Here is a 24,935-nt window from a genome sequence, read left to right on the forward strand (position 1 = left end):
CAGTACTCGTCGTGCATCAGTCGTACACCCCTTCCAGAAACCACCTCTGGTCCCTGCGGATCAGCAGGAACGCCTGGTCGTCCGTCTGCACCTGGATGCGCGCGGCCCGGTGCGGGTCCGGCGCCCACCACCGCTCGTCGACCGGCCACGGCCCGGCCCACGCGGTGATCTCGCGCGTTCTCCCCCTGACGGTCAGGGCCTTCGGCCTCGCGGTGAGCTCGAGCCTGCCGGTCACACCGACCTCGGCACCTTCGGAGTCCCTGAGCTCCGCGGGGTCGTCGGCGAGCGTCGCGGGCGCCCTGGTCAGCCGGCCGGGCCACGGGTGGTCCGGGTTCGCCGACGGGATCCGCTCGTCACCCCACGGCACGAGCTTGACCTGCTCCCCCGGTCCCCTGCCGCCGTCGATCACGCCGGTGAGCACGCCGTCCGGGCCGAGCAGCCCCTGGACGTGCAGCAGCGCCCGCACCGCGCGTTCGTCGTCGTGGCCCCACAACCCGAGCTGGAGCGCGGTGCCGTTGACGACCTCGACCGGTTCGAGGGTGAGCGTGCGGATGCCGGAGGTGAGGCGTTCACGGGTGAGCCAGCCGTCGAGCTGCCAGCGCACCCGGTCCGCGATCCCCCTCGGTGTCAACGGTTCCGCGGCCCGCCACACCCGGCCCAGCTCCTCGTCGTTCTCGGTGCGGGCGTGGATGCCGAGCCGCGTGCACGCGAGACCGCGGACCGCGAGGTTCTCGTGCAGCCGTTCCGAGAGGACCTTCGCGGCGAACGCGGCCGCGTCGATCCGCTCGACCGGTTCGTCGAAGGTCTCGGTGACCGCCAGCTCCGGTGCGGGCCTGCGCTTGTCGAGCGGGCGTTCCGGCAACCCGCGCGCCAGCCGGTGCTGCCTCGTCGCCGGCCCGCCGAACCGGGACGCCACCGCGTTCTCCGGCACCTCCGCGAACGCGCCGAGCGTCTTCAGCCCGAGCCTCCTGAGCAGGTCGACCAGCTCCGGGGCGTCGAGCTCGTGCACGCCCAACGGCCGGAGGAACTCCGCGGTCCGCTCCGGCGGCACGATCACGTTGCGGTGCGCCGCTTTCGTGGCCGCGAAGAGGCTGTCGGCCACACCGACCTGGGCTTCCGTCCCGGTACGGCTCGCGACGTGGTCGACGATCCGCTCGGCCGCCTGTTCCGCGGTCCCGAAGTAGCCGACCGGGCCCTGTGCCGGCACCGCGACCAGCCCCGGCTGCACGACCTCGATGCCGGGCGCGAGTTCCTCGACGGCCTCCGCCACCGGCTCGAAGAACCGGGCGTCGCGCTGCGGGTCGTGCTCGAAGGTGATCAGCTCCGGGCACATCGCCTCGGCCGCGCGCCTGCGCATGGCCCGCCGGATCCCCTCTTTGCGCGCCACGGCCGAGGTGGACACGATCTCGTTGCCGTCGACCACCGCCACCGGCACGTGCGGTGCGGTGCCGGTGGCGGCGCAGGCGGCGATGACGGGCCAGTCGGGGCACCAGACCGCGAGCAGACGCGTGTCCTTCATGCCGGCGGGCCCTTCCGCGCCAGCCTGACCAGGCGCTCGACCGCCTCCGTCCGCCTGACGGCGGCACTGTCCGCCCGCTTGGCGGCCAGTTCGTCGGCCCGGTCCGGACCGGCATCAGCCGGCTCGTCGGAACGGGCCGGTCCACCGGCCACCAGCGGGAGCTCGATCTCTTCCGCACCGAACGTCAGCAGCGCGTGCTTGGCCTTCCCGGCCGAGCCCCTGCCGCCGCTGCGCACGGTGATCTGCTGGCGCCGCAACGTTTCCGCGCCGTCGTCCAGGGCGTTCCAGCTCACGGACTCCGCGGTCAGCGCCACGTCGGCCGAGGGCCAGGCGCCGAAGGCGATGAGCACGGCGCGGCGCTGGCGGGCGCGGGCCGTGAGGCGGCGGGCCAGCGAGGGAGGTAGTGGACAGGCGACGGCCACCAGGTCCATGCCGTCGAGCAGGGCCGCGATGACCGGGCCCGGGTCGGAGCCCGGACGTGGGATCAACGCCAGGCGCTGCACCGCCACGCCCAGTTCGGCCGCGGCCAGCACCCCGATCTGGGGCAGGCCGACCACGGCGGCCCAGCAGCCGTCGGCGGTCGCACCCGCGAGAAGGGCGAGCAGCAACGATGTCGATCCGCCCACCGACACCGTGCTGCCCCGCCGCAAGCCGCCCCACGGGAGCAGGCCCGCCAGTTCCCCGCGAACCGGCAGGACCCGCCCCGTGCTGTGGTCGGTGGTGGTGCTGGTCAACTCGCTGGCCGGGTTCACCCCGAGCGCGGCCAACGACGCCGTTGCCGACCTGGACACTCCACCCACCTCCCATCACGGACCGTGCGCACCCCTGTGCACGGCCGCCGAGGGAAGTTCGGCGACTTGCTTATTCGAACGCTTGTTCGAACGAACGAGATGATCGTAGCGCGTGGACGCACCCTTGTGTCAATCCCACGGCGTCACCCTTTTGGTGGACACGGCCACACGGGTCCAGAAGGTCCTCTACGGTGGCCGACGACGTACCGCGAACTGGGGAAATCGTGACTCAACCACCTCCGCACGGCTGGCAGCAGCAACCGCCACGGCACCAGGGCTGGCAGCAGCCACCTCCACAACAGGGCTGGCAGCAACCACCACCGGGCTGGGGTCCGCCGCAGCCACCCAAGAAGAGCAAGGCGCCACTGGTCCTCGGCATCCTCGCCGGCGTGCTGGTGCTCGCCGGCCTCATCACCGGGCTCGTGCTGTACCTCAACATCAACAAGGACAGCGGCACCAGCAGGCGTGCCGACAAGCTGCCCCCGGTGTGCGGCAACGTCTCCGAGGCCGCGCTCGCCAAGGCGCGCACGACGAACCCGAACGGCCTGGGCTCACGCGAGACGGAACTGCCGGACGGCACGCGCACGAGCTGCTCGTGGAACCAGACCAAGGGCGTCGACGGCAAGGGCCACCGCAGCACCGACGTCCACGTCTCCGGCGAGCAGGAGCAGGCGGAAGCCGACTTCGACCGGATCGTGGCGCAGCACATGCTGAACAAGGAGGGCACACCTCAGATGAAGCCCCTCGAAGGGCTCGGCGACAAGGCCGCGGTCGTGCTGGTGGAGACCGACTCCGCGTTCACCGAGATCTCGATCATCGTCCGCAAGGACGACGCGATCGTCGAGGTAGACCACCTGGGCTGGGACGCGGGGCTCTTCAGCAACACCAGGCCCGACGTCGCGGAGCTCGAAGCCGCCGCGAGGGGCATCGCCGAGGAGATGGTCGCGAAGTTCTGACCGCTCCAGTTTCACCGCACGCGGGGACCTTTCGTACTGCATGAGAGTACGAAAGGTCCCCGCGTGCGGTTACGGTCAGTGAGCGAAGTGGCGCGTGCCCGTCAGGTAGAGCGTGACGCCCGCCTGCTCGGCCTTCGCGATGACCTCGGGGTCGCGCACCGAACCGCCGGGCTGCACGACCGCGCGGACGCCGGCCTCCAGCAGCACCTCGAGGCCGTCCGGGAACGGGAAGAACGCGTCGGAGGCACCGACCGCGCCCTGGGCCCGCTCACCGGCGCGCTTCACCGCGAGGTGCGACGAGTCGACCCGGTTGACCTGGCCCATGCCGACACCGACGGTGGCACCGTCGTTCGCCAGCAGGATCGCGTTCGACTTCACCGCGCGGATCGCACGCCACGCGAACTCGAGGTCCGCCAGCGTCTTCTCGTCCGCGGGCTTGCCGCACGCGAGCGTCCAGTTCTCGGGCGAGTCGCCGGAGGCGTCGACGGCGTCGCGCTGCTGCAGCAGCAGGCCGCCGGACACCGGGCGCATCTCGGCGCCACCGCGGGCGGGGGGCTCGGCCACGAGGATGCGCACGTTCTTCTTGCGCTGCAGCACCTCGACCGCACCGTCCTCATAGGACGGGGCGATGACGACCTCGGTGAAGATCTCCGAGACGAACTCGGCCATCTCCACGGTGACCTCGCGGTTCGACGCGATGACACCGCCGAACGCGCTGAGCGGGTCGCACTCGTGCGCCTTGCGGTGCGCGTCCGCGATGCTCAGCTCGGACACCGCGATGCCGCACGGGTTGGCGTGCTTGATGATCGCGACGCACGGCAGCTCGTGGTCCCACGCGGCACGCCAGGCGGCGTCGCCGTCGAGGTAGTTGTTGTACGACATCTCCTTGCCGTGCAACTGCTTCGCCGACGCCAGGCCGGTGCGGCCGTCGCCCTGCGTGTAGATCGCGGCGCTCTGGTGCGGGTTCTCGCCGTAGCGCAGCACGTTCGACCGGTTCCAGGTCGCGCCGACCCAGCCGGGGAAGCCGCTGCCCTCGTCGTCCGGCGCCAGGGCGTTGCCCATCCACGAAGCCACGGCCACGTCGTAGGACGCGGTGTGGCGGAACGCGTCGGCGGCCAGGCGCTGGCGGTCGGCCAGGGTGAAGCCGCCCTCGCGGACGTTCTCCAGCACCCAGTCGTAACGGGCCGGGTCGACGACGACCGCCACGTTCGCGTGGTTCTTCGCCGAGGCGCGGACCATCGCGGGGCCGCCGATGTCGATCTGCTCGACGCAGTCGTCGGGGGAGGCACCCGAGGCGACGGTCTGCGTGAACGGGTACAGGTTCACGACCAGCAGGTCGAACGGCGCGATGTCCATCTCGCGCAGCTGCTGGACGTGCGAGTCCTTGCGCAGGTCGGCCAGCAGACCGGCGTGCACGCGCGGGTGCAGCGTCTTCACGCGGCCGTCGAGGCACTCGGGGAACCCGGTGACCTGCTCGACCGGCGTCACGGGGACGCCCGCGTCCGCCAGCACCTTCGCGGTGCCGCCGGTGGACACGATCTCGACTCCGGCCGCGTGCAGGCCGGTGGCCAGCTCCAGCAGGCCGGCCTTGTCGGAGACCCCGATCAGGGCCCGGCGGACCGGTCGCCTCTCGGCGGGAGTGCTCCCAGGAGTCGTCACGGAATGCTCACCTTTCGTCCGTTCACGGTGCAGCCCTCACGGGCGAGTCGGCCGACTGTCTCGACGAGCAGCCGGCGTTCGACGACCTTGATGCGTTCGTGCAGGGTGTCCTCGGTGTCGCCGGGTTCGACGACCACGGCCTCCTGCGCGAGGATCGGGCCCGTGTCGACGCCCGCGTCGACCAGGTGCACCGTCGAACCGGTGACGTGCACGCCGTAGGCCAGTGCGTCCCGCACGCCGTGCGCGCCGGGGAAGGCCGGCAGCAGCGCGGGGTGGGTGTTGATCATCCGGCCGCCGAAGCGGGCGAGGAACTGCTCGCCGATGATCTTCATGAAGCCGGCGGACACGACCAGGTCGGGCTCGTACGACGCGACCGCCTCGGTCAGCGCCGCGTCCCAGGCCGTGCGGTCGGCGTGGTCGCGCAGCTTCACTGCGAAGCAGGGCACCCCCGCGCGCTCGGCGCGCTTGAGGCCCTCGATGTTCTCGCGGTCGGCGCCGACGGCGACCACCTCGATCGGGAGGTCGGCGTCCAGCAACGCCTGCATGAGGGTTCCGGAACCGGAGACGAGTACGACGACGCGCGCCGGTGTGGGAAGCCGAAGTTCGGTGCTCAGCGTCTACTCCTGGTCGTTGCAGCAGCTCAGGAGCAGCCTATGACGTCACCGTCCCGGCTTGCCGTCCAGGTCCTCCTCGGCCTCCATGCCGAGCATTTCGTCGAACTCCGCATCAAGGTCCTCTTCTTCGCCGAGGTCCTCTTCCGCTTCCGGTTCGGCGTCGTCTTCCTCTTCGCCCTCAACGTCTTCGACGTCCTCGGGCTCTTCTTCCGCGTACTCGTCCTCGTCGTAGTGGTCGTCGTCCTCGAGGTCCTCGTCGACCTCGAACTCGTCGCCGTCCACGACCTCGAGCTGCTCGAACTGGTCGGTGAGCTCCGTGTCCTCGAACACGACGTCCGGGTCGGCGGTCTCCTCGTCGTAGTCCGGCTCGACGAACTCGGCGGCGGCGTCCACCGCCACGGCCTTCTTGCGGCTGCCGGCGAGCCACGCCACCAGCGCACCCGGCACCAGCACCCACAGCGCCACGAGCAGCGCGAGCAGGCCCGCCGGCACCGTCACGGGGTCGAACGCGCCGCCGGCCAGCCGTCCGCCGGCCGTCGCGGCGAGCACAAGACTGCCCACCCCCGCCGTGATCGCGGCCACCAGCACCGCGCGCAGCCGTGAGCTCGGCCGTTCGGACACCTTGCGGCAGGTCCAGCCGACCAGCACGCCGAGCACCGCGCCGCCCGCCAGCACGCCGGGGCTCCACACGAACTCGTTCTCCGGCATGGCCGCCAGCAGCGGCACCGGCGGCACCTGACCACCGACGAACCGCAGCGGCGAGACCTCGACCCCGCCCATCGAGAACCCGGCACCCGCGACGTACGAGAAGCCCGCGATGATCGCGTTCGGCAGGTAGGCGAGGCACAGCAGGAACACGCCGAGGCCGACGCCGAACGACGGACCGGCCCCCGCGAAGAGCTCGCTGGTGCGCGGCCACGAAGCCGCGAGACCGGCCGCAACCGCTAGCGAACCGACGCTGACCAGCGCGAACAACGCCATGAAACCGGCGCGCAGCCCGTGCAGCGCCACCGGGTCGAGCTTGTCGAACACCACCTCGTACAGGCCACAGCGGCGGGCGACACCGAGGGTGGCCGCAAGACCGGACACCGCCGCGCAGCCGAAGAACGCCACGGCCGGTGTGGCACGCACGACCCCGTCGCCCATCACCAGCGCGATCGTGCCGCCGACGAGCGCGTGTGATCCGGCGATGCTGAGCACGACACCGCGGGCCTGCAGCGGTTCGTAGAGGCCGAGGCGGTCCGCGGTGCCCGCCGCGGTGCGGCCGACCAGCAGCATCAGCAACGCGGTGGGCAGCAACGGCAGCACGCCGAGCTGGCCCGAGTCGAAGCGCAACGGCACGTGGTGCGCCGCCAGCCAGGCGGGCGCGGCGGCGCTGAGCACTCCTGACGTGGAGAAGTCGGCGTACGTGGCCGTCGCGGAGACCAGCGCGAGGACAGCGGCGACCGCGGCGTATCCGACGACCACCGATCCGACCGCGGCCGCGACGAGCACGCGCATGCGTTCGGACCGCGAGAATTCCGGTGGGCGCACGGTGTTGACCTCGCGGGTCACATCGCGTTGCAGCACGGGCACTTCTCCACTGTGTCAGGCCGGCTGGGCCATTCAGGGCAGGCACGCCGGGTCATACGACAGGGGTGGCACCGGAGAACCGGCACCACCCCTGAGGTCGAACGGTGTGCGGACCTTACTGCTGCGGTCCGCCGAAGCCGCCGGGCGGCGTGCCCGGCGAGCCGAACTGGCCCGGCTGCGGCATGAAGCTCGTCTGCTGCGGCGGCTGCCCCGGCTGCGCGGGCTGCTGCGGCTGCTGGCCGAACTGCTGCTGCTGCTGACCGAACTGCGGCTGTTGCTGCGGGGCCTGCTGCTGCTGGGGTGCACCGTGCTGCGGGTGCTGACCCTGCTGCGGGAACGCGCCGGACTGCGGGTTCCAGCCACCCGGCTGCCCCTGGGGCTGGCCCGCGTACGGGTTCGCCGGCTTCGGCTCGAACTTGACGATGCCCTCGGCGAGCAGGAACGCGAGCACGACCGCGGCCGTCTCGAGCAGCGCGACGATGAGCAGCACGATGTCGAGGCCCTGCACGGACGGCGACTTGATGATGCCCTGCAACTGCAGCAGCGTCTGCACGGCCGCCAGGACCGCGGCGACCGGCACGAAGCCCTTCGGGGTGCTGGGGAGCACCGAGAGGCCGGCGAGCAGGCCCGCGGCGAGCAGGTACGTCACGTTGCCGCTGACGTCGTCCGCGAACGCGACGAGGTACGCCACGAGGCCGAGACCCGCCGCGGCCAGCGGGAGGATCAGGGCCAGGTTGATGTTGTTGGCGCCGGGGGCCCCGTGGGCCGGCGGCGGAGCCTGGTGCTGTGCCGGACCCGGCGGCTGCTGTTGGGGTGCGCCGTAAGGCACGGACATGTCGAGGTCTCCTCCTCAAACCAGGGTGCGTCGCGAGACGCTAACTGATGCGTTGCTCAGACGGTGACCGGCGCATGCCGGTTCCGCCATCCGAGCTACGTCCAGCCTCCAAAACTACTCTGCCCACGAACGCACGCGGGGACCTTTCGTACTCAATGTCGGTACGAAAGGTCCCCGCGTGCTGTGACACTCCTAGAAGCAAGAGTTCGTTCGGTGACCGAAACGGGCTTCGCCGGTTTCGGCCACCGAGCCGAGGGTCAGAGACCCTGCATGATCTCGCGCATCAGGTCAGCCGTCTCGGACGGCGTCTTGCCGACCTTGACGCCGGCGGCCTCGAGGGCCTCCTTCTTCGCCTGCGCGGTGCCCGCCGAGCCCGAGACGATGGCGCCGGCGTGGCCCATGGTCTTGCCCTCGGGGGCGGTGAAGCCCGCGACGTAGCCGACGACCGGCTTGGTCACGTTCTCCTTGATGTACGCGGCCGCACGCTCCTCGGCGTCGCCACCGATCTCACCGATCATCACGATCGCGACGGTCTCCTCGTCGGCCTCGAAGGCCTCCAGGGCGTCGATGTGCGTGGTGCCGATGATCGGGTCGCCGCCGATGCCGATCGCGGTGGAGAAACCGAAGTCCCGCAGCTCGTGCATCATCTGGTAGGTCAGCGTGCCGGACTTCGACACCAGACCGATCTTGCCGCTGCCCGCGATGTTCGCGGGGATGATGCCGGCGTTCGACTTGCCGGGGCTGATGATGCCGGGGCAGTTCGGGCCGATGATGCGGGTCTTGTGGCCCGTCGCGACGGCGTGCGCCCAGAAGTAGGCGGTGTCGTGCACCGGGATGCCCTCGGTGATGACGACGGCCAGCTCGATCTCGGCGTCGATCGCCTCGACCACGGCGGCCTTCGAGAAGGCCGGCGGGACGAAGATCACGGTCACGTTCGCACCGGTGGCCTCCATGGCCTCCTTGACGGTGCCGAAGACCGGGAGGACGGTGCCGTCGAAGTCGACCTTCTCGCCCGCCTTGCGCGGGTTCACGCCACCGACGATGTTCGTGCCGGACGCGAGCATGCGCTTGGTGTGCTTGGTGCCTTCGGCACCGGTCATGCCCTGGACGATGACCTTGCTGTTCTCGTTGAGGAAGATAGCCATCTGACTCAGACCCCCGCAGCCGCGAGCTCGGCGGCCTTGGCGGCCGCGTTGTCCATCGTGTCGACAACGGTCACCAGCGGGTGGTTGGCCTCGGCGAGAATCGCGCGGCCCTCCTCCACGTTGTTGCCGTCGAGGCGGACGACGAGCGGCTTGGTGGCCGAGTCGCCGAGGATCTCCAGCGCCTTCACGATGCCGTTGGCGACGGCGTCGCAAGCGGTGATGCCACCGAAGACGTTCACGAAGACCGAGCGGACGGCCTCGTCGCCGAGGATGACGTCCAGGCCGTTGGCCATGACCTCGGCGGACGCGCCGCCACCGATGTCGAGGAAGTTCGCGGGCTTCACGCCGTACTGCTCACCGGCGTACGCGACGACGTCCAGCGTCGACATCACGAGACCGGCACCGTTGCCGATGATGCCCACCTCGCCGTCGAGCTTGACGTAGTTGAGGCCCTTCTCCTTGGCCTTCGCCTCGAGGGGGTTCTCAGCCGCCTTGTCGACCAGCTCGGCGTGGGCCGGGTGGCGGAAGTCGGCGTTCTCGTCGAGCGTGACCTTGCCGTCGAGCGCGACGATCTTGCCCTGCGGGTCGCGGACCAGCGGGTTGACCTCGACGAGCGTGGCGTCCTCCGAGACGAAGGTCTCCCACAGCTTGACGATCGTGTCGACGACCTGGTCCTTGACCTCGGCCGGGAAGTTCGCCGCGTCGGCGATCTCCGTGGCCTTGGCCACGTCGACGCCCTTGATGGCGTCGATGGCGATCTTCGCGAGGGCCTCGGGCTTGGTCGCGGCGACCTCCTCGATGTCCATGCCGCCCTCGACGCTCGCCATGGCGAGGAAGGTGCGGTTGGCGCGGTCGAGCAGGAAGGAGAAGTAGTACTCCTCCGCGATGTCGGAGGCGGGCGTCACCAGAACGCGGTGAACGATGTGCCCCTTGATGTCGAGGCCGAGGATGGCCTTGGCCTTCTCCTCGGTCTCCTCGGGGGTGGAAGCGAGCTTCACACCACCGGCCTTGCCGCGGCCGCCGGTCTTGACCTGGGCCTTGACGACAACGGCCTGGCCGAACTTCGCGGCGATGGCCTTGGCGTCTTCGGGGTTGGTAGCCACATCGCCCGGCAGTACCGGGACGCCGTGGGCGGCGAAGAGGTCCTTCGCCTGGTACTCGTACAGGTCCACTCGGGTCTCCTGCGACGTCGGTGTCGGAACACCGCGCCTGGGTGGTCCTCAAGGGGCCAAGCGAACCCACTTGACGCGGCTGGGCCCAGACACTATCGACCTGCGGCTACCGCTCGCACGTCACCACCGGTGAGGTCGGTCTCAACTGCGGTGAGGTCGATCACGCACACGCGCGCGCCGCAGGAAAACGCGAGTTCAAGGACACATTTCAGCGGGCCGAACGAGCTCCCATCAAGCCGGCCGCGACCAGCAGTGCCGCAACGGACGCCAGCGCGAGCCAGGTGCCGGGTGCGGCCACCGCGCCCTCGACGCGGTCGCCGGTCAGCGGCAGCTCCAGTGCGCGGACGCCGAGCAGCAGCGCCGCACCGGCGAGCGTGGCGGCACCGCGAGCGGGCCTCGACCTGAACACCAGCACGAGGGTCATGATCAGCAGCGTGAGGGAGATCAGCAGCGCCCAGGAGACCGCGGGGTCGCTGTCCGGGACCAGGGTGGGCGAGACGTACTTGTCGCCGCGCATGGTCGGCATCACGAAGGCGCCGACCGCGAACAGTCCCGCGAGCAGCACCGCGCCGAGTTCGGCCACCGGCACCTGCTCCTTCTCGACCTCACCCGCGTTCTCCCGATCGATCGCACCCGCGAGGCCCGTGCAGGCGAGTGCCAGCAGGCCGAGCGGGGCCTCGACGACCATCAGCCAGAAACCGGCGCCCGGTTGCGCGACGCCCACCTGGCTCGCCGCCACCACCACCTCGGTCATGCCCGCGGCGGCGAGCTGCATGGCGAGGTAACCGCCCAGCAGTGCCGGGCGCACCACCGCGGCCGCGGCCGGCACGAACAAGAGGAGTCCGAGGACGCCGAACGCGAGTCCGGCCACCCACAGCAGGTTCACGGACGCCAGGCCGGGTGCCTCACCGCCGGCGGTGAGGACGAGCTGCGGCAGGAGCGCGCCGACCAGCATCGCGACCGCGGCGAGGACGGCGAAGACACCGGCGGTCACGTGCAGGCGGCGGGTGGAAGGCAGCTCGGGGTCGTGCGTCTCGTCGCGCTTGCCGCGCAGCAGTCGCACCGTCCGGCCCAGGAGAGGCACGGCGGGCAGGAGAAGAGCGGCGGTGAACGCGGTGACCGATCCCGCGCTGATGCTCAGGCCCGACGCGACGGTGCCCACGGCCAGAGGGGGCACCACGACGGCGAGGAGGGACAACGAGACACCGATGGTTCCGCCCTGGCGGGTGTCCGGGTCGGGCGAACTGGCCGCGAGCGCGGTCGCGAGCGGCGCGGCCACCGCGACCAGCAGTCCGCCGATCAGCCCGAGCACCGGCAGTTCCCACGGCCCGCGGTCCAGCTGGAACGGGTCGATCGAGGTGAACGGCTTGCCCAGCAGGCCGATCGCGGCGATCGCGGCGATGAGCACGGGGAAGGCGACCAGCGTCGGGGGCTCCGACTCGTCGGCGGGCATGCCGGCGCGACCCGCCGAGAGCGCGCCGCCGGCGATCACCAGCACGTGCCCGGCGATCAGCAGCCACACGCCGGTCGAGGGCGTCACGGCGACCAGCGTGTCCGGCCGGAACAGCTCGGGCCGCGCCACGTCCATCGCGTCGAGCACGATCTGGAAGTCGCTCAGCAGCCGGCCGACCGCGAAGACGCCGGCCGCCGAGAGCAGCCCCGCCGCCACGAACGGACGGCCGCGCATCAGCAGCACGCCCGCCACGGCCGGCGGCAACAGCGCCAGCAGTGCGAGCAGCGGCCACGACGTGAAGGCGGGTTCGGCCCCGTCGACCACGCCGAGCAGCGGCCCGAGGGCGAGGAGGAGGGAGCCTGCCGCGGCGAGGGCCCACGACGTGCGCAGCCTGGCGGCCGCGGGGGTCTGGTTCTCGAGCTCGGTGCGAGTCATCGCGGGCGAACCTAGCAAGACCTGTGTGTGGTCACGTGTCCCCTACTAAGACGAAATTCGTTCGCATGTGGAAAACAGTCGGCGGGTACTCCTAGCGCGTGACTTCATCACTTACCGTCGCTCACATGAGCGAGAGCGGCCGGTCGTGGATCACGCGTCTGACTGACGCGGCTCTCGACCGCGCCGGCTGGGGCGTCCACACCGCCCGGGACGTCGCGGAGGAAGTGAAGGTCGCGCTGCGGGCGATGGCCACACCCGGCGGCATGCGCGGGGTCGCGATGGAAGCGGCCTGGCTGACGGCCCACGCGGTGCTCTACCCGTGGGGCGCGATCACCGAACAGCTGCGGCCGGACGGCCAGTACCGGCACTACCGCACCGACGGGCTGCCGCCCCGCCAGCGCGGGCTGGTGGTTTCGGCCATGGACGCGGCGGGCACCCCGATCGTGTTGGTGCATGGCATCGGGGACAACCGTTCCGCCTTCGCGGTGCTGTCGGGGGCGCTGCGAAGGCGGGGCTTCGGGGTAGTTCACGCGATCAACTACAGCGTGCTGACGGCGTTGACCGGAGACGTCCGCCGTTCCGCCGCCCTGCTCGGAGCGCACATCGAGCGCATCTGCGAGCAGACCGGCTCCGATCAGGTGCATGTGGTCGGCCATTCGCTGGGCGGGCTCATCGCCAGGTATTACGTGCAACGGCTGCATGGCGACTCACGCGTTCGTTCACTCGTCACTCTGGGTACGCCGCACAACGGCACCCTTGCCGCCTACTTACTGCCGACGCCTCTGACCCGGCAGTTGCGGCCCGGCTCCGAACTGCTCACCGAACTCGCCGAGCCCTGCCGGCCGTGCCGCACACGCTTCGTCGTCGTCTGGTCCGAGATGGACCAAGTCATCGTTCCGCAGCGCAACGCCCGGCTGGAGCACCCTTCGTTGGTCGTAGAAGAGCACCAGATACGTGATTCAGGTCACCTTTCTTTGCCGGTTGACACGAGGACCCTTCACGTAGTTGTGACGGCCATCACCCGATCGGATGACTTGTCAACTCACCCCATCGCCGCTGGCGGTGAGGCGTGTCGGCCGTCTCAGATCACCGATGGTCACAGTTGACAGATAAAACCCGCAGGTTGCCGCCCATTGGGGGGACATAACGAACTGGGGTTTGCCCTCCGAGGCTTCCCGCCGTTATCGTCCCCCGGTCCGTTGTCACGGTCTGATCACAGAAGGACACCGAGTCAGAACCCCGAATTCTGACTCACCGGGATCCCCCGCCCGGCCGTCCACCCGATCAGGCTCCCCGAAGGCGGAAGGGCAAGCTTTGAGTCACCACCGCTCCCCCGGCGGCCATGAACGCAGTGCTGCGCTTGAAGAGGCAGTCGACCGCGCCACCACGCGCCCGGTCAGCTCTCACCGGCTCCCCCCGCCACCCTCGGCGCTTCGCGGACGCATCGTCGTCGCCGCCGTCGCAGTAGGCGCGTTCGCAGCGGCAGGCGCAGGCCAGATCGGCCAGGCCGCAGCGGACGACAGCAAGGACGTCCAGCTCGCGAACCACGCCGACGGCGCCGCCACCTTCGACGGCATGGGCGGCGACACCGCCTCCGCACCGCAGATCCTCGCGGTCTCCAAGACCACGACGGAGGGTTCCGCCGAGGCCGCCAAGCTCCTGCGCAGCCAGCAGCTCAGCACCGAGCGCGAGGTCGTCGAGGCCGAGAAGAAGCGCCCGAAGTTCGTCCGCCCCGCCGCCGGCGAGTTCACCTCCGGCTACGGCGGCCGCTGGGGCACCATGCACCTCGGCATCGACATCGCCGGCCCCATCGGCACCCCGATCGTCTCCGCCGCTGACGGCGTGATCATCGAAGCGGGCCCCGCGTCCGGCTTCGGCCTCTGGGTCCGCGTGCAGCACTCCGACGGCACCATCACCGTCTACGGCCACATGGACACGATCGGCGTCCGCGAAGGCCAGCAGGTCAAGGCCGGGCAGCAGATCGCCCGCATGGGCAACCGCGGCTTCTCCACCGGACCTCACCTGCACTTCGAGGTCTGGAACCCGGACGGCCAGAAGGTCAACCCGCTGACCTGGCTGAACGCTCGCGGCGTGACGGTCTGATCCACCCGGGTCTTTCGGCGGCTGGAACTACGGGGTCTTCGGATCTCCTGGTTCGAGACTTCTGGAACTACGGCTCAGCAGCTTTCTGACGCTTGTTCGCGGCTGGCCCACCTCGTGGTGTGGGTCAGGGTGTTCGGAACGGCTCAGGAGGCTCGTGTGGCCCAGGAGCCTCTAGCGTCGCTCCAGTCGCGCCGTAGTCGTGCCGCTGTACTCGCGCCCCTTGCCGGATGGACCGCTCCTTGAGGGCGTGTCACGGCTTTCGGAGTTGTGGCTCTGGGCGTTACAGCCCTACAGGTTCGGGCGGGCGAAGTAGGCCGCCGCTGTGCGCCAGACCGAGCACATGTGTTTGCGCCAGCGTGGGCCGCAGGCCTTGCAGGCCCCGCTCTCCGTCGGTGCGTGGTGGTGCAGCAGCGTGCGCCAGGCTTCGACCAGCCTGAGCGTCTCCGGGGATTCCAGCTGCTTGAGGATTGCGAACACACGTTCGTGCAGGGCGCCAGCCAGTACGTGATCCAATTCGAGCTCTCCCGCTGGGGTTGTGGCCTCATGCGGTCGATGATGCTCCGGGGGTCTGACAATTTTTGGACGTTGTGGGGCTGACCTGCGTTGATCTTCGGGTTCGCCGGGTCGATCTCCCCGGTTTGCCGGTGCGCCTTGGGACTGTGTCTGGACTGTGTTGGGGCTGTGCCCGGCTCTGAGTCCTGAGAAGACAGTGCGGCCGGACCGCTCTCCCGTTCGGTCCGGCCGCACTTCGCCGCGAAGTTAGGCCCCCGCCGTCCCTTCGCTCCCCTGTGTCTGCAGGCTGCTCGTTGTGCCTTGGACCGCCCCGAACGTTCCCTGGCTGTGCTGCTTGCGACACCCACATAGACGTACGTCCTGGCTTGCCGTTGCGCTGTTTTTGAGATTCTTCTGGAGAAATTTTTGGGCGGGTTTGGTGGGACTTGGGCGTTCCGTAAGTCTGGTTCCTAGAACTCCGCCCCAGACCCCGCCAATCTGATCCAAAGCCGGGGTCCACGCCGTGCGCGGGTAGATGGCACGCCTGTTGCGTTGGGCGGAGGCGCGTTGCTTTGAGGGCGCGTTGGTGGGCTGGCTTCGTCACGAGCCGAGCCAAGAGCGGGCCACATGCCAGGAGGGGTGTGGCACGACTCGTGACGAAGCCACCCCACCCGGACCGCACGGTAAGGACGGCTCGCCTTCGGCATCGCGAGCGGGATGTGTGGCTGTGCGTTAGAGCTTTGTCATTGGGACGCTGCCGATGAGCATCAGGCGGACTGTGCCTGCGCCGCCGAAGTCGATCGTTGCTGTGGCTCGCAGGCCCGCGCCGTCCACTGCTACTACTCGGCCCAGGCCGTACTTGTCGTGGGTTACTCGGTCGCCCACGTCCAGCTTCAGGGCTGGGGCGTCCTTCCAGCCCGTTTTGCCTGGCGCTGGGCGGGACAGGCCTCGGGAGGCTATGCCGCCGCTCGAGGCTGAGCGGCCCCAGGTTGTCGCTGCTGCCGGGCCTGAGCGGGAAGGTTCTACTCGGCGCCAGTCCAGCAGGTCTTCTGGGATTTCGCCCAGGAAGCGGGAGGCCGGGTTTGCCGAGGGCTGGCCCCAGGCTGACCTCACGAGGGCCCTGGAGAGGTAGAGGCGGCGTTGGGCCCTGGTGATGCCCACGTAGGCGAGGCGGCGTTCTTCTGCCAGTTCGGCTGGGTCGCCGAGGGCTCGCATGTGCGGGAAGACGCCGTCTTCCCAGCCCGTGCTGAAGACGACCGGGTATTCGAGGCCCTTCGCCGTGTGGATGGTCATGAGGGTGACCACGCCGTCCGAGTCCGCGTCCGGAATCGAGTCCGCGTCTGCCACCAGGGAGACCCGTTCCAGGAACGCCGGTAGGGACGGGACCGGGTCCGCGCCCTCTGGGAGTTCCAGTTCGGTGAACTCCCTGGCCACGGTGACCAGTTCGTTGAGGTTTTCGATCCTCGTGTGGTCCTGCGGGTCTTCGCTGGCTTCCAGTTCGGTGCGGTAGCCGGTCTTGTCGAGGACCGACTCGAGGATGTCGGCCACGTCGTCCTCGCGGGCGACCATCTCGCCGAGCTGGTCCATCATTTCGACGAAGCCCGCGATTGCGTTGCGGGAGCGCGCGTTCAGCAGTGGGACCCGGTCGTTCACCGCTTCGCGGAGGGCCGCGGCGAAGCTGATTCGCTCGCGTTCCGCGTAGGCCGAGACGCAGGCTTCCGCCCGGTCGCCGATGCCTCGTTTCGGGACGTTCAGGATTCGGCGCAGTGAGACCGTGTCGTCCGGGTTGGCCAGGGTGCGCAGGTAGGCGAGGGCGTCGCGGACTTCCCTGCGCTCGTAGAAGCGGACGCCGCCCACCACCCGGTACGGGAGGCCCAGGCGGATGAAGATCTCCTCGAAGACCCGCGACTGGTTGTTGGTGCGGTAGAAGACGGCGATCTCGGAGTTGTTGACCTCGCCGCCGTCGACCAGGCGGTCGATCTCGTTGGCCACGAACGCCGCTTCGTCGTGTTCGTTGTCCGCGACGTAGCCGACGATCTTCTCGCCCTCGCCGAGGTCGGACCAGAGCGACTTGTCGCGGCGGTTCGGGTTGCGGGAGATCACCGCGTTCGCGGCCGTCAGGATGTTCTGGGTGGAGCGGTAGTTCTGCTCCAGCAGGATCGTGGTGGCGTCCGGGTAGTCGCGCTCGAACTCCACGATGTTGCGGATCGTGGCGCCGCGGAAGGCGTAGATTGACTGGTCCGCGTCGCCCACCACGCAGAGTTCGGCCGGGGGGATCTCGCCGCCCGCCTTGCCGACCAGTTCGCGCACGAGGGTGTACTGCGCGTGGTTCGTGTCCTGGTACTCGTCGACCAGGACGTGGCGGAAGCGGCGGCGGTAGTGCTCTGCCACGTCCGGGAAGCGCTGCAGGAGTTCGACGGTCCTCATGATGAGGTCGTCGAAGTCGAGCGAGTTCGACTCGCCCAGGCGGCGCTGGTAGACGGTGTAGACCTCGGCCACTCGGCGTTCCAGGTCGTTCGTGGCCTGGGCGGCTGCGGTCTCCGGGTCGACGAGCTCGTTCTTGAGGTTCGAGATGTGCACGGCGAGGGTGCGGGCCGCGTACTTCTTCGGGTCCAGGTCCAGGTCTCTGGCGACGAGCGTGATGAGGCGGCGCGAGTCGTCGCTGTCGTAGATCGAGAAGTTCGACGACATGCCCAGGACCTTCGCGTCCCTGCGCATCACGCGCACGCACATCGAGTGGAACGTCGACACCCACATCGAGCGGGCGCGGGCGCCCACGATGTCGGCGACGCGCTCCTTCATCTCGGCGGCGGCCTTGTTCGTGAACGTGATGGCCATGATCTCGCCGGGGTGCACGTCGCGCGCCGCGAGCAGGTACGCGATGCGGCGGGTGAGGACGCGCGTCTTGCCGGAGCCGGCGCCCGCCACCACGAGCAGCGGTGAACCGGCGTGCTCGACGGCACGGCGCTGCGCGGGGTTCAGGTCGTCGAGCAGGTGGCCCGCGCGGGAAACGGGGGGACTTGAAGGCAAGTCGAACAAGGCGCTCATCGTCCATCCACGGTACCGGGCGGCACCGACGAATCCGGTACCGCCCGACCATGTGTTCGACGAACAGGAACTATCAGGTGCTGGTGTCGATCATGAAGTTCTGCCCGGCGTGCACCGCTTCATGGCCGCCTGCCTCGGCGTACACGTCGATGCTGTCCTGCGTCCAGATCGTGGCGGCCTTGGTCTCGACCGTGAGCGTCGGCCACGCCTCCTCGTGCACGATCAGGTGATCCTGCGTGCACTGGACGCCTTCGGCGCCGGGACCTCCGTCGACGTCCCAGCAGGTCCAGCCGTCGCCCTCGTGGCCCGTGACCTCGAGCCGGTCGGTCGGGAACGAGATGAAGACGGACAGGCCCTGTTCGTCGTGGCCCACGACGTTGGTGATGTCGAGGTCGAACTTCTGCCGGGCGGTGATCCCGCCCCTGGTGACCCAGGTGCCGCCCGCGGGACCGGACCAGCCCGATACCTTCGTGAGCCCGACGGTGGCGAAGCCAGGTTCCGCGGACGCGGCCGGAACGATCGTGAGGGACAGCGCCAGGGCAGCCGTCATCCCGAGTACGTACTTCACATGACCCCCAGGTCTTGAAACAGGTACGGCCCGACTCTATGTCCGAGTCGCGGCCGCGTGGCTAGAGCAGAAGCAGGAACTTGCGATCCCACCTGGTGAGCCCGCTCGCCGCGCGGACTTGGCGGGCCAGGGAGGTTCTGTGCAACACTGAATCCATGCGCGCGACGTTCTTCGAGTTTTTCTACGGGACCCGGACTCCGGCTCCCGTGGTCGCTTAGCGCTGAAAAGCCACCACGAAGCCCCGGAGTCCTCGGACCCCGGGGCTTCGCTGCTTCCGGGCCAGGACTCGAAGTTCTCGAGAGGTCACTGATGATGGACACCACCACCGAACCCGACATCAACGAGCTGCGCGAGGAGATCGACCACCTCGACGCGGAGATCCTCCGCATGGTGCAACGACGCGTCGAAATTTCCAAGATCATCGGCGCGGCCCGGATGGCGGCCGGCGGCACGAAGATCGTGCACAACCGCGAGATCGACGTGCTCAACCGCTACCGGCCGCTCGGCCCGGAGGGCAAGGACCTCGCGATGATCCTGCTCAAGATGGGCCGCGGCCCGCTCGGCAGGTAGCAGGTCGGACGGGGCCCGGCGTCAGAGCACGCCGGGCCAAAAAGGCTTCAGGGCGGCCCTGACCCGTTCGAGGTCCGCGTCCGCGAGCCGGCTGTCGTCCGGCACGTACGCCAGCGGGTCCTCGAGCAACGGTTCCGGCAGCCGCAGCAGTCCCTCGACCAGCGCGTGCAGGCACAGCGCCGAGTAGCCGCGCAGGTAGCCGCCCTCCTGGGTGAGCACGACCCGCGGTCCGAACGACGCCACCCGCCGCCCGATCTCGCGGTACCCGTCCGCCGTGAGGTTGTGGCGCCCGTTGGGGTCGAACGCCGATCCGTCGAACCCGGACGCGCACACCAGCAGGTCCGGCTCGAACTCGCGCAGCAGCGGGAAAGCGATCTCGTCGAGCGCGCGCATGTATGTCGTGTCGCCCGCACCGAGTGACAGCTCGATGTTGACGTTCCTGCCGTTGGCACCCACTTCTGATGGCGCGCCCGTCTGCGGGTGGTTGGTGCCCCACGCGCCGTGCCGCATGTGCACCGAGATGGTCAGCACGTCCGGCCGGTCGTAGAACACCTCCTGCGTGCCGTTGCCGTGGTGCACGTCCCAGTCCAGGACCGCGACGCGCATTCCTTGCCGTCGCGCGGTTTCCGCCACCAGGGCCGCGTTGTTCACGAAGCAGTAGCCGTCCGCCATGTCCGGCTGCGCGTGGTGCCCCGGCGGCCGCACCAGCGCGTACGCCAGCGGTGCACCGGACTCCAATGCCGCCAACGCGGTCCCTGCCGCCGCGGACGCCGCACGCCACGTCTCCGGGCCTACGACCGTGTTCACCTCCAGCGCCACACGCTCCGATACGCGCAACGAGTCCAAGTACCCCGCTGTGTGCACGCGCAGGAGCTCATCGACGGATGCATGCCGGCCCTCGTGCCACTTCAAGTGCGGCGCCACGGGACCGTGCGTCAGCGCGTGCCGGAACGTACGCAGCCGCGCCGCCGTCTCCGGGTGCGGTTCGGGCACGTCGAGCCACGGCCAGGAGCCCGGCAGCTCCCACAGGCCCTCACCGGCGTCGTGCTCGAGGCAGTCGTCGTGCCAGAACATGTCCACACCGAATCGGATATCAGGGCGATCACGGATGGTCCACCGAAAAATTCTCGGGGCACACTGGAGGCATGGGCCTCATCGCCGCACTGATCGCCATCGCCGGCCTGCTCGCCGCCTTGGCGCACGACGCTTACCTGGGCTTGCTCGGTTCGGCCGCGAACAAGAAGGGCCTCTCCGGAGCACCTGTCTCGCAGTTCGTCCGCAGCCGCTGGAAGACCGCGATCATCACGACCGCGGGCGCGGTGATCGGCTTGCTGATCACCAACGGCGACTCGCTGAGCGCCGACGTCATCGGCTCGCTCATCGCGGGCGGCAGCGGCCTGGCCGCGCTCAACGGCGTGCAGAACACGCGCAAGCAGCTCAACAGCGGTCAAGCTCAACTTCCGCCGCGCTGAGCGAATTCACACAAAAGAGTGTCACTCGTCCTGAACACCCCCATTTGGTTGCTTCGGCACCGCCGGACAGCCCTACCCTGATTGCGTCGCAGAGGGGTGTCGGGGATGGACGAACTGCCGGGCAAACATCGTCTCGACGACGGGCCGCAGCCGCTGAACGCGAGGCCCGTCGCCGGGGGCGACCGCATCCCGCTGCCCCGCCGCCACCAGATCGACCCGCTGCAGGACACGGACGGCCTGCGCAAGTTCAACATCGGACTGGTGCCCGCCTCGGTCACGCCGCCGCGCACCTGGAAGCGCGCGGCCTGGTTCGCCGTCGTCTCGTCGGTGCTCGTGCTGGTCGGCCTGAGCTTCGCCGCGGCCAAGCTGGTCGGCGGTGGCGGCGAGGTCGAGACGGTCGGGCTGCCCGGCTACCCGTCGGACGTGCCGACGATCGCCGCGCTGCCCACGGGCGGCACGAGCCCCTCGGCCACCGGCCGCTCCACGCTGTCCGCGGCACCCACCGGCAAGGTCGCTCCCGCGCCGGGCACGGGGGCGAGCAGCGTGCCGCGCACGAGCGGCCAGGCGTCCGCCACGAACCCCAAGCCGTCCGGGACGGCCCCGCCGGTCATCACGACCGTGCCGGTCTCCCAGGCCCCGGTCGTCGACGGCGGGAAGATCGCCGAGCAGACCGAGAGCTTCTACAAGGCGATGGCGACGAACGCCGACACGGCGCTCGCCATGACCACCGACACCGTGCGCTCGAACGCCGGCGCGTTGCTCGAGGGCAGGGTGGCCGACATCTCGCTGATCGAGGTCAAGGAGATCCTGGTCGACCCGAGCAAGGGCCTCACCGTGAGCCTGCTGCAGGTGACGAAGAAGGACGGCTCGGTCAGCACCGAGAAGCGCGAGCTCACCTTCACGGCCGGCGACCTGCCGTTGATCAACGGTGAACGGTTGAAGTTCGGCGACTGAAGCGCCTCAAGGTCATGCCCGGAGCTACCGAACGTAGTAGGTAGCACCATCGAGTGAATCCTGATCACCACTGGCCGCCACGGACGAGTGAAGTCCACCAAGAAACTGGCGTCACCACGTGAGGCCACGGTACGTCTTCAGCTGAACACGGACAGTACGGAGGACCAGAGCAGTGCAGCGTCCCGCGGTGACGACAGGACGGCGGCACAACCGCGCCGGCTCGATCAGCGTGGCCGAGCTGATCAAGCAGCAGCCGGCACCGGCGCCGATGCGCATCCTGTCGAGCGAGGAAGCAGCCACCGACGCTCTCGTCACCTCCCTGCTCGGTCCCACCGAGAACATGACAGCGGCGACGACCGTGATCCCGGTCGTCCCGAACCGCCGCCGGCGCACGAAGTCAAGCCACGTCGCCAGGGTCGCCGGACTGCTGACCGGAGTGGCCGTGCTCGTCTCGTCCATCGCGGGTGCGGCGATCCTCGCGGGCAAGCGCCCGGCGAACGTCGGCGTCCCGATGTCCGAACGGCCCGTCGCGCTGTCGGGGTCGAGCGCGCTGCGTCCCGACGTCCTGTCGGCCCAGCTGCCGCACGAGCGCCCGCCGCTGCAGACCACCTCCACCGCCGTGATGCCCATGCCGCAGCCGTCCGCACTGCTGCTGCAGACCGCCGCCGGGACCACCGAGCCGTCCACGCCGGAGGTCTCGGTGGGCCCGCTGCCGCAGGTCGACGTGGTGAAGAAGTTCTACGAGCTGCTCGCGACCAAGCCTGCCTCGGCGGCCAAGCTGCTCTCTCCGGAGCTGGTCGGCGCGAACCCCGCGGAGTTCGCCCGGTCCTGGGGGAAGATCAAGACGGTGAGCGTCGATCAGACGTCGGTGCGGCCGGACGGATCGGTGCTCGCGGTCGTCTCCATGCAGGAGATGGACGGCGGCTGGCTGCGCGTCGAGCAGCTCTTCTGGCTGACCAGCACGACCCAGCCGCGGATCGTCGCCACCGAGGTCCTTTCGGCGCAGCGCAGTTAGGCCGGGCAGTTAGGCCGCACCCAACTGGCTCGCCGTTCGCAGTCGAACGGTGACCGCTCGTCGCGAAACCAGGGTTTGGGCCGTGAAAATTCCCCCATAGGGGTTACATCTTGGGTCACGATTCGGTATCCATGATCCCGCCAGTGCGCGTACGCGAACTTGGAAGGGTGAACGAGCGGTGTCGATTGAGGACCATCGTCGGCGGTTGAACGGAACGGCCGAGTCGACCGGCCAGCTGTCCGTCGCCGAGCTGATCGCCCGCCGCGAGGCGGAAACCGTGGAGATCCCGGTGATCACCGACGACATCACCCCCGAGGCGTTCGAGCCGACGATCAAGTTCAAGTCGGTCAAGGCACCCGGCAGCAAGAAGAAGCAGCCCATGAAGGAGCTGCACATCACCGAACTGCTGCGCCGCGAGGGCCGCTCCGACGACACCCAGCGAGGCGGGTTCACCGTCGGCAAGCTGGCCGCCGCCGCCAGCGGTGGCGTCATCATCTGCGGTTCCGTGGCGTTCGCCGCCTCCTCGTGGCTGTCCTCGCCGGACGAGCGCCCGCTCGCCGAGGTGCGGTTCGACGAGCGCGCCCAGGCCCGTGGCGCGAGCGCCGGCACCGAAGGCGTGGTGAAGCTGCCGTCGAACAAGACCCAGCAGGCCGACGCCACCGAGACGCAGCAGGCCGACCCGACGTCGGCGAACCCGACCACGCGCGTCGCCCCGTACGTCCAGACCCAGCAGCAGCGTCCGACGCAGCAGGCCCAGACGCCGACCCAGCAGCCGACGCAGCAGCCCACCTCCGAGACCTCGACCACGCCGTCGACGTCGACCAGCACGCCGAGCACCCCGCCGTCGAGCGAGACGCCTCCTCCGCCGCCGAGCTCGTCCACGGCCACCCCGCCGAGCAACAGCACGCCTCCGCCCAGCTCGGAGAACCCGCTGCCGCCGCCGTCCAACCCCGTCGACGTGAGCGTGGACCTCGGCATCCTCGACCCGGTGCTGAACACCGTGGGCGACACCGTCGGCGGTTTCGACTTCTTCGCCCCTGCGAACTGATGTACGACAGGTAGCTCAGCGGCGGGCCTCGACAGGTACCCTGTGCGGGCAATTCCGGACGACCGCTGACTACCGCACGAGGAGCACGAGCGTGGGATCTGCTGCCACAGCCGCAGTCACGCCTTCGAGCACCCCTGAGGTGGGCTTGTGACGACGTCCGGCACCTCGGACGGCCGTTTGATCGCCGACCGCTACCGCTTCCTCGACCGCATCGGCTCCGGCGCGATGGGCATCGTCTGGCGCGCCCACGACGAACGCCTCGGCCGTGAGGTCGCGATCAAGCAGCTGCTGCTCGCGCCCGGTCTCGACGAGACCGAGCAGGACGAGGCCATCCAGCGCGCCATGCGCGAGGGCCGGATCGCCGCCAAGCTGCACCACCCGAACGCCATCGCCGTGTACGACGTCGTCGAGGAAGACGGCGTCCCGTGCCTGGTCATGGAGTACCTGCCGTCCTACAGCCTGGCCGACGCGCTCGCCGAGGGCGGGCCGATGGACCCGGTCGAGGTCGCCAGCATCGGCGCCCAGTGCGCGGCGGCGCTGGCCGCGGCCCACGCCGCGGGGATCGTGCACCGCGACGTGAAGCCGGGCAACGTGCTGATCGCCGACAACGGCGTCGTCAAGATCACCGACTTCGGCATCTCGCGCGCGTCCGACGACATCACGGTCACCAAGACCGGCCTGATCGCCGGCACGCCCGCGTACCTCGCGCCGGAGATCGCGCGGGGCCAGGACCCGACGCCGGCCTCGGACGTCTACTCGCTCGGTTCGACGCTGTTCGCCGCGATGGAGGGCGAGCCGCCCTACGGAGTGAGCGACAACACTCTCGGTGTGCTGCACGCCGACGCGGCCGGGCGGATCAACCCGCCGACCGTCGACCACCCGCTGTCCGACACGCTGCTGTACCTCCTGAATTTCGAGCCGGACGACCGGCCCACCATGACGCAGGCGCGCGAGGTGCTCAACGCGGTCGCGCACGGCCGTTCACCGTCGTTCAGCGGCCTGGCGGTGACTGAGGGGCCCGACCCGACGACGATCGTGGAGCCCGACCGGACCCGAGTGGTCCGGCCGGTGGCTCGGACCGCGCCACCGCGGACCGCTCCGCCGATGGCTCCTGTCAGGAACCAGGAGAACAACAAGCCTCTGGTGATCGCCGCCGTCGTGCTGGCGTTGCTGCTGGTCATCGGCGGTTTGATGGTGGCGCTCGGGGTGTTCAACAAGCAGCAGCAGACCCCGTCAGCGCCGCCGTCGAGCTCGTCGCAGACGGTGGAACCGACGAGTTCGTTGCCCGAGGTGACCACAACCACGCCTGAGGCAACGACAACACAGCAAACGACGTCTAGCACTACGACGACCACCACCACGACCACGACGACGACCACTACGACTACGACGACCACCACGACGACTGCTCCGAAGCCGTCGTCCTCGGTTCCCGTCGTGACAACCACGACAGTGCCGCCGCCGCCTCCTGCGGGCTAAGCGTCGTTACACCGTAGAAATCTCGTAAGGTGGGT

General features: G+C 69.6%; 22 protein-coding genes. 9 read left to right on the forward strand and 13 right to left on the reverse strand.

What is annotated here, in order from left to right; genetic code table 11:
- Window positions 1-16 precede the first annotated feature (16 nt).
- Together LX88_RS01315 and imuA' are read right to left on the reverse strand one after the other, a co-directional pair.
- Complete coding sequence (locus LX88_RS01315; RefSeq protein WP_258946083.1) at window positions 17-1,519, reverse strand: DNA polymerase Y family protein; 1,503 nt, start codon at window positions 1,517-1,519, stop codon at window positions 17-19.
- Window positions 1,516-2,310: a DnaE2-dependent mutagenesis accessory factor ImuA' gene (gene imuA', locus LX88_RS01320; protein WP_258946084.1), complete on the reverse strand. Its 795-nt coding sequence runs from the start codon at window positions 2,308-2,310 to the stop codon at window positions 1,516-1,518. Before imuA' ends, LX88_RS01315 begins: the two co-directional genes overlap by 4 nt.
- A gap of 224 nt (window positions 2,311-2,534) precedes the next feature.
- Between imuA' and LX88_RS01325 the strand changes: the two genes are divergently transcribed.
- The gene (locus tag LX88_RS01325) at window positions 2,535-3,266 is read left to right on the forward strand and encodes a hypothetical protein (RefSeq protein ID WP_258946085.1); all 732 of its coding nucleotides are present in this window, start codon (window positions 2,535-2,537) and stop codon (window positions 3,264-3,266) included.
- Between the two features lie 75 nt (window positions 3,267-3,341).
- Here the strand turns inward: LX88_RS01325 and purH are convergent, their stop codons facing one another.
- The 7 genes from purH to LX88_RS01360 form a co-directional block, all read right to left on the reverse strand.
- The gene (gene purH, locus LX88_RS01330) at window positions 3,342-4,925 is read right to left on the reverse strand and encodes a bifunctional phosphoribosylaminoimidazolecarboxamide formyltransferase/IMP cyclohydrolase (protein WP_090067167.1); all 1,584 of its coding nucleotides are present in this window, start codon (window positions 4,923-4,925) and stop codon (window positions 3,342-3,344) included.
- Window positions 4,922-5,539, reverse strand: a complete 618-nt coding sequence (gene purN / locus LX88_RS01335; protein WP_090067166.1) for a phosphoribosylglycinamide formyltransferase — start codon at window positions 5,537-5,539, stop codon at window positions 4,922-4,924. Before purN ends, purH begins: the two co-directional genes overlap by 4 nt.
- 45 nt (window positions 5,540-5,584) lie before the next feature.
- Window positions 5,585-7,108 (reverse strand): cell division protein PerM, encoded by a 1,524-nt coding sequence (locus tag LX88_RS01340; protein ID WP_258946086.1) that lies wholly within the window; start codon window positions 7,106-7,108, stop codon window positions 5,585-5,587.
- 118 nt (window positions 7,109-7,226) lie between these two features.
- Window positions 7,227-7,946, reverse strand: a complete 720-nt coding sequence (locus LX88_RS01345; protein WP_258946087.1) for a DUF5336 domain-containing protein — start codon at window positions 7,944-7,946, stop codon at window positions 7,227-7,229.
- A gap of 257 nt (window positions 7,947-8,203) precedes the next feature.
- Complete coding sequence (gene sucD / locus LX88_RS01350) at window positions 8,204-9,091, reverse strand: succinate--CoA ligase subunit alpha (protein ID WP_090005237.1); 888 nt, start codon at window positions 9,089-9,091, stop codon at window positions 8,204-8,206.
- A gap of 5 nt (window positions 9,092-9,096) precedes the next feature.
- On the reverse strand, window positions 9,097-10,263 hold the full coding sequence (gene sucC / locus LX88_RS01355; protein ID WP_090067162.1) for an ADP-forming succinate--CoA ligase subunit beta: 1,167 nt from the start codon (window positions 10,261-10,263) through the stop codon (window positions 9,097-9,099).
- A gap of 208 nt (window positions 10,264-10,471) precedes the next feature.
- On the reverse strand, window positions 10,472-12,151 hold the full coding sequence (locus LX88_RS01360; RefSeq protein ID WP_258946088.1) for a hypothetical protein: 1,680 nt from the start codon (window positions 12,149-12,151) through the stop codon (window positions 10,472-10,474).
- 125 nt (window positions 12,152-12,276) lie between these two features.
- Between LX88_RS01360 and LX88_RS01365 the strand changes: the two genes are divergently transcribed.
- Window positions 12,277-13,257 (forward strand): esterase/lipase family protein, encoded by a 981-nt coding sequence (locus LX88_RS01365; protein WP_258946089.1) that lies wholly within the window; start codon window positions 12,277-12,279, stop codon window positions 13,255-13,257.
- Between the two features lie 208 nt (window positions 13,258-13,465).
- Window positions 13,466-14,254: a M23 family metallopeptidase gene (locus tag LX88_RS01370; protein WP_258946090.1), complete on the forward strand. Its 789-nt coding sequence runs from the start codon at window positions 13,466-13,468 to the stop codon at window positions 14,252-14,254.
- A gap of 288 nt (window positions 14,255-14,542) precedes the next feature.
- On the opposite strand, the gene LX88_RS01375 is transcribed toward LX88_RS01370, so the two are convergent.
- From LX88_RS01375 to LX88_RS01385, 3 genes are all read right to left on the reverse strand, one after another.
- Window positions 14,543-14,731 (reverse strand): hypothetical protein, encoded by a 189-nt coding sequence (locus LX88_RS01375; protein ID WP_258946091.1) that lies wholly within the window; start codon window positions 14,729-14,731, stop codon window positions 14,543-14,545.
- Window positions 14,732-15,478: 747 nt separating this feature from the next.
- Window positions 15,479-17,794, reverse strand: a complete 2,316-nt coding sequence (pcrA, locus tag LX88_RS01380; RefSeq protein WP_258946092.1) for a DNA helicase PcrA — start codon at window positions 17,792-17,794, stop codon at window positions 15,479-15,481.
- Window positions 17,795-17,867: 73 nt separating this feature from the next.
- Entirely contained in the window at window positions 17,868-18,344 is a 477-nt protein-coding gene (locus LX88_RS01385) for a hypothetical protein (RefSeq protein ID WP_258946093.1), read from the reverse strand.
- Window positions 18,345-18,671: 327 nt separating this feature from the next.
- Here LX88_RS01385 and LX88_RS01390 point away from each other — a divergent pair, with 327 nt between their 5' ends.
- Window positions 18,672-18,932, forward strand: coding sequence for a chorismate mutase (locus tag LX88_RS01390; RefSeq protein ID WP_258946094.1), 261 nt, complete (start codon window positions 18,672-18,674; stop codon window positions 18,930-18,932).
- Window positions 18,933-18,953: 21 nt separating this feature from the next.
- Here the strand turns inward: LX88_RS01390 and LX88_RS01395 are convergent, their stop codons facing one another.
- Window positions 18,954-20,006, reverse strand: coding sequence for an arginase family protein (locus tag LX88_RS01395; protein WP_258946095.1), 1,053 nt, complete (start codon window positions 20,004-20,006; stop codon window positions 18,954-18,956).
- 71 nt (window positions 20,007-20,077) lie between these two features.
- Here LX88_RS01395 and LX88_RS01400 point away from each other — a divergent pair, with 71 nt between their 5' ends.
- From LX88_RS01400 to LX88_RS01420, 5 genes are all read left to right on the forward strand, one after another.
- A complete protein-coding gene (locus tag LX88_RS01400; RefSeq protein WP_258946096.1) occupies window positions 20,078-20,404 on the forward strand; it encodes a hypothetical protein in 327 nt (108 codons plus the stop codon).
- A 105-nt stretch (window positions 20,405-20,509) separates the two neighbouring features.
- Window positions 20,510-21,358: a hypothetical protein gene (locus LX88_RS01405; protein WP_258946097.1), complete on the forward strand. Its 849-nt coding sequence runs from the start codon at window positions 20,510-20,512 to the stop codon at window positions 21,356-21,358.
- A 187-nt stretch (window positions 21,359-21,545) separates the two neighbouring features.
- On the forward strand, window positions 21,546-22,373 hold the full coding sequence (locus LX88_RS01410; RefSeq protein WP_258946098.1) for a hypothetical protein: 828 nt from the start codon (window positions 21,546-21,548) through the stop codon (window positions 22,371-22,373).
- A 205-nt stretch (window positions 22,374-22,578) separates the two neighbouring features.
- Window positions 22,579-23,421: a hypothetical protein gene (locus LX88_RS01415; RefSeq protein ID WP_258946099.1), complete on the forward strand. Its 843-nt coding sequence runs from the start codon at window positions 22,579-22,581 to the stop codon at window positions 23,419-23,421.
- A 147-nt stretch (window positions 23,422-23,568) separates the two neighbouring features.
- Window positions 23,569-24,900, forward strand: coding sequence for a serine/threonine-protein kinase (locus LX88_RS01420; RefSeq protein ID WP_258946100.1), 1,332 nt, complete (start codon window positions 23,569-23,571; stop codon window positions 24,898-24,900).
- Window positions 24,901-24,935 lie beyond the last annotated feature (35 nt).

Source organism: Lentzea californiensis, from assembly GCF_024648825.1.
Lineage (GTDB): Bacteria > Actinomycetota > Actinomycetes > Mycobacteriales > Pseudonocardiaceae > Lentzea > Lentzea californiensis.

Coding starts and splice junctions, on each gene's coding strand:
- LX88_RS01315 (WP_258946083.1), bottom strand. CDS start 1,519: ATGAAGGACACGCGTCTGCTCGCGGTCTGGTGCCCCGACTGGCCCGTC.
- LX88_RS01345 (WP_258946087.1), bottom strand. CDS start 7,946: ATGTCCGTGCCTTACGGCGCACCCCAACAGCAGCCGCCGGGTCCGGCA.
- sucD (WP_090005237.1), bottom strand. CDS start 9,091: ATGGCTATCTTCCTCAACGAGAACAGCAAGGTCATCGTCCAGGGCATG.
- LX88_RS01360 (WP_258946088.1), bottom strand. CDS start 12,151: ATGACTCGCACCGAGCTCGAGAACCAGACCCCCGCGGCCGCCAGGCTG.
- LX88_RS01365 (WP_258946089.1), top strand. CDS start 12,277: ATGAGCGAGAGCGGCCGGTCGTGGATCACGCGTCTGACTGACGCGGCT.
- pcrA (WP_258946092.1), bottom strand. CDS start 17,794: ATGAGCGCCTTGTTCGACTTGCCTTCAAGTCCCCCCGTTTCCCGCGCG.
- LX88_RS01385 (WP_258946093.1), bottom strand. CDS start 18,344: ATGACGGCTGCCCTGGCGCTGTCCCTCACGATCGTTCCGGCCGCGTCC.
- LX88_RS01390 (WP_258946094.1), top strand. CDS start 18,672: ATGATGGACACCACCACCGAACCCGACATCAACGAGCTGCGCGAGGAG.
- LX88_RS01395 (WP_258946095.1), bottom strand. CDS start 20,006: ATGTTCTGGCACGACGACTGCCTCGAGCACGACGCCGGTGAGGGCCTG.
- LX88_RS01400 (WP_258946096.1), top strand. CDS start 20,078: ATGGGCCTCATCGCCGCACTGATCGCCATCGCCGGCCTGCTCGCCGCC.
- LX88_RS01405 (WP_258946097.1), top strand. CDS start 20,510: ATGGACGAACTGCCGGGCAAACATCGTCTCGACGACGGGCCGCAGCCG.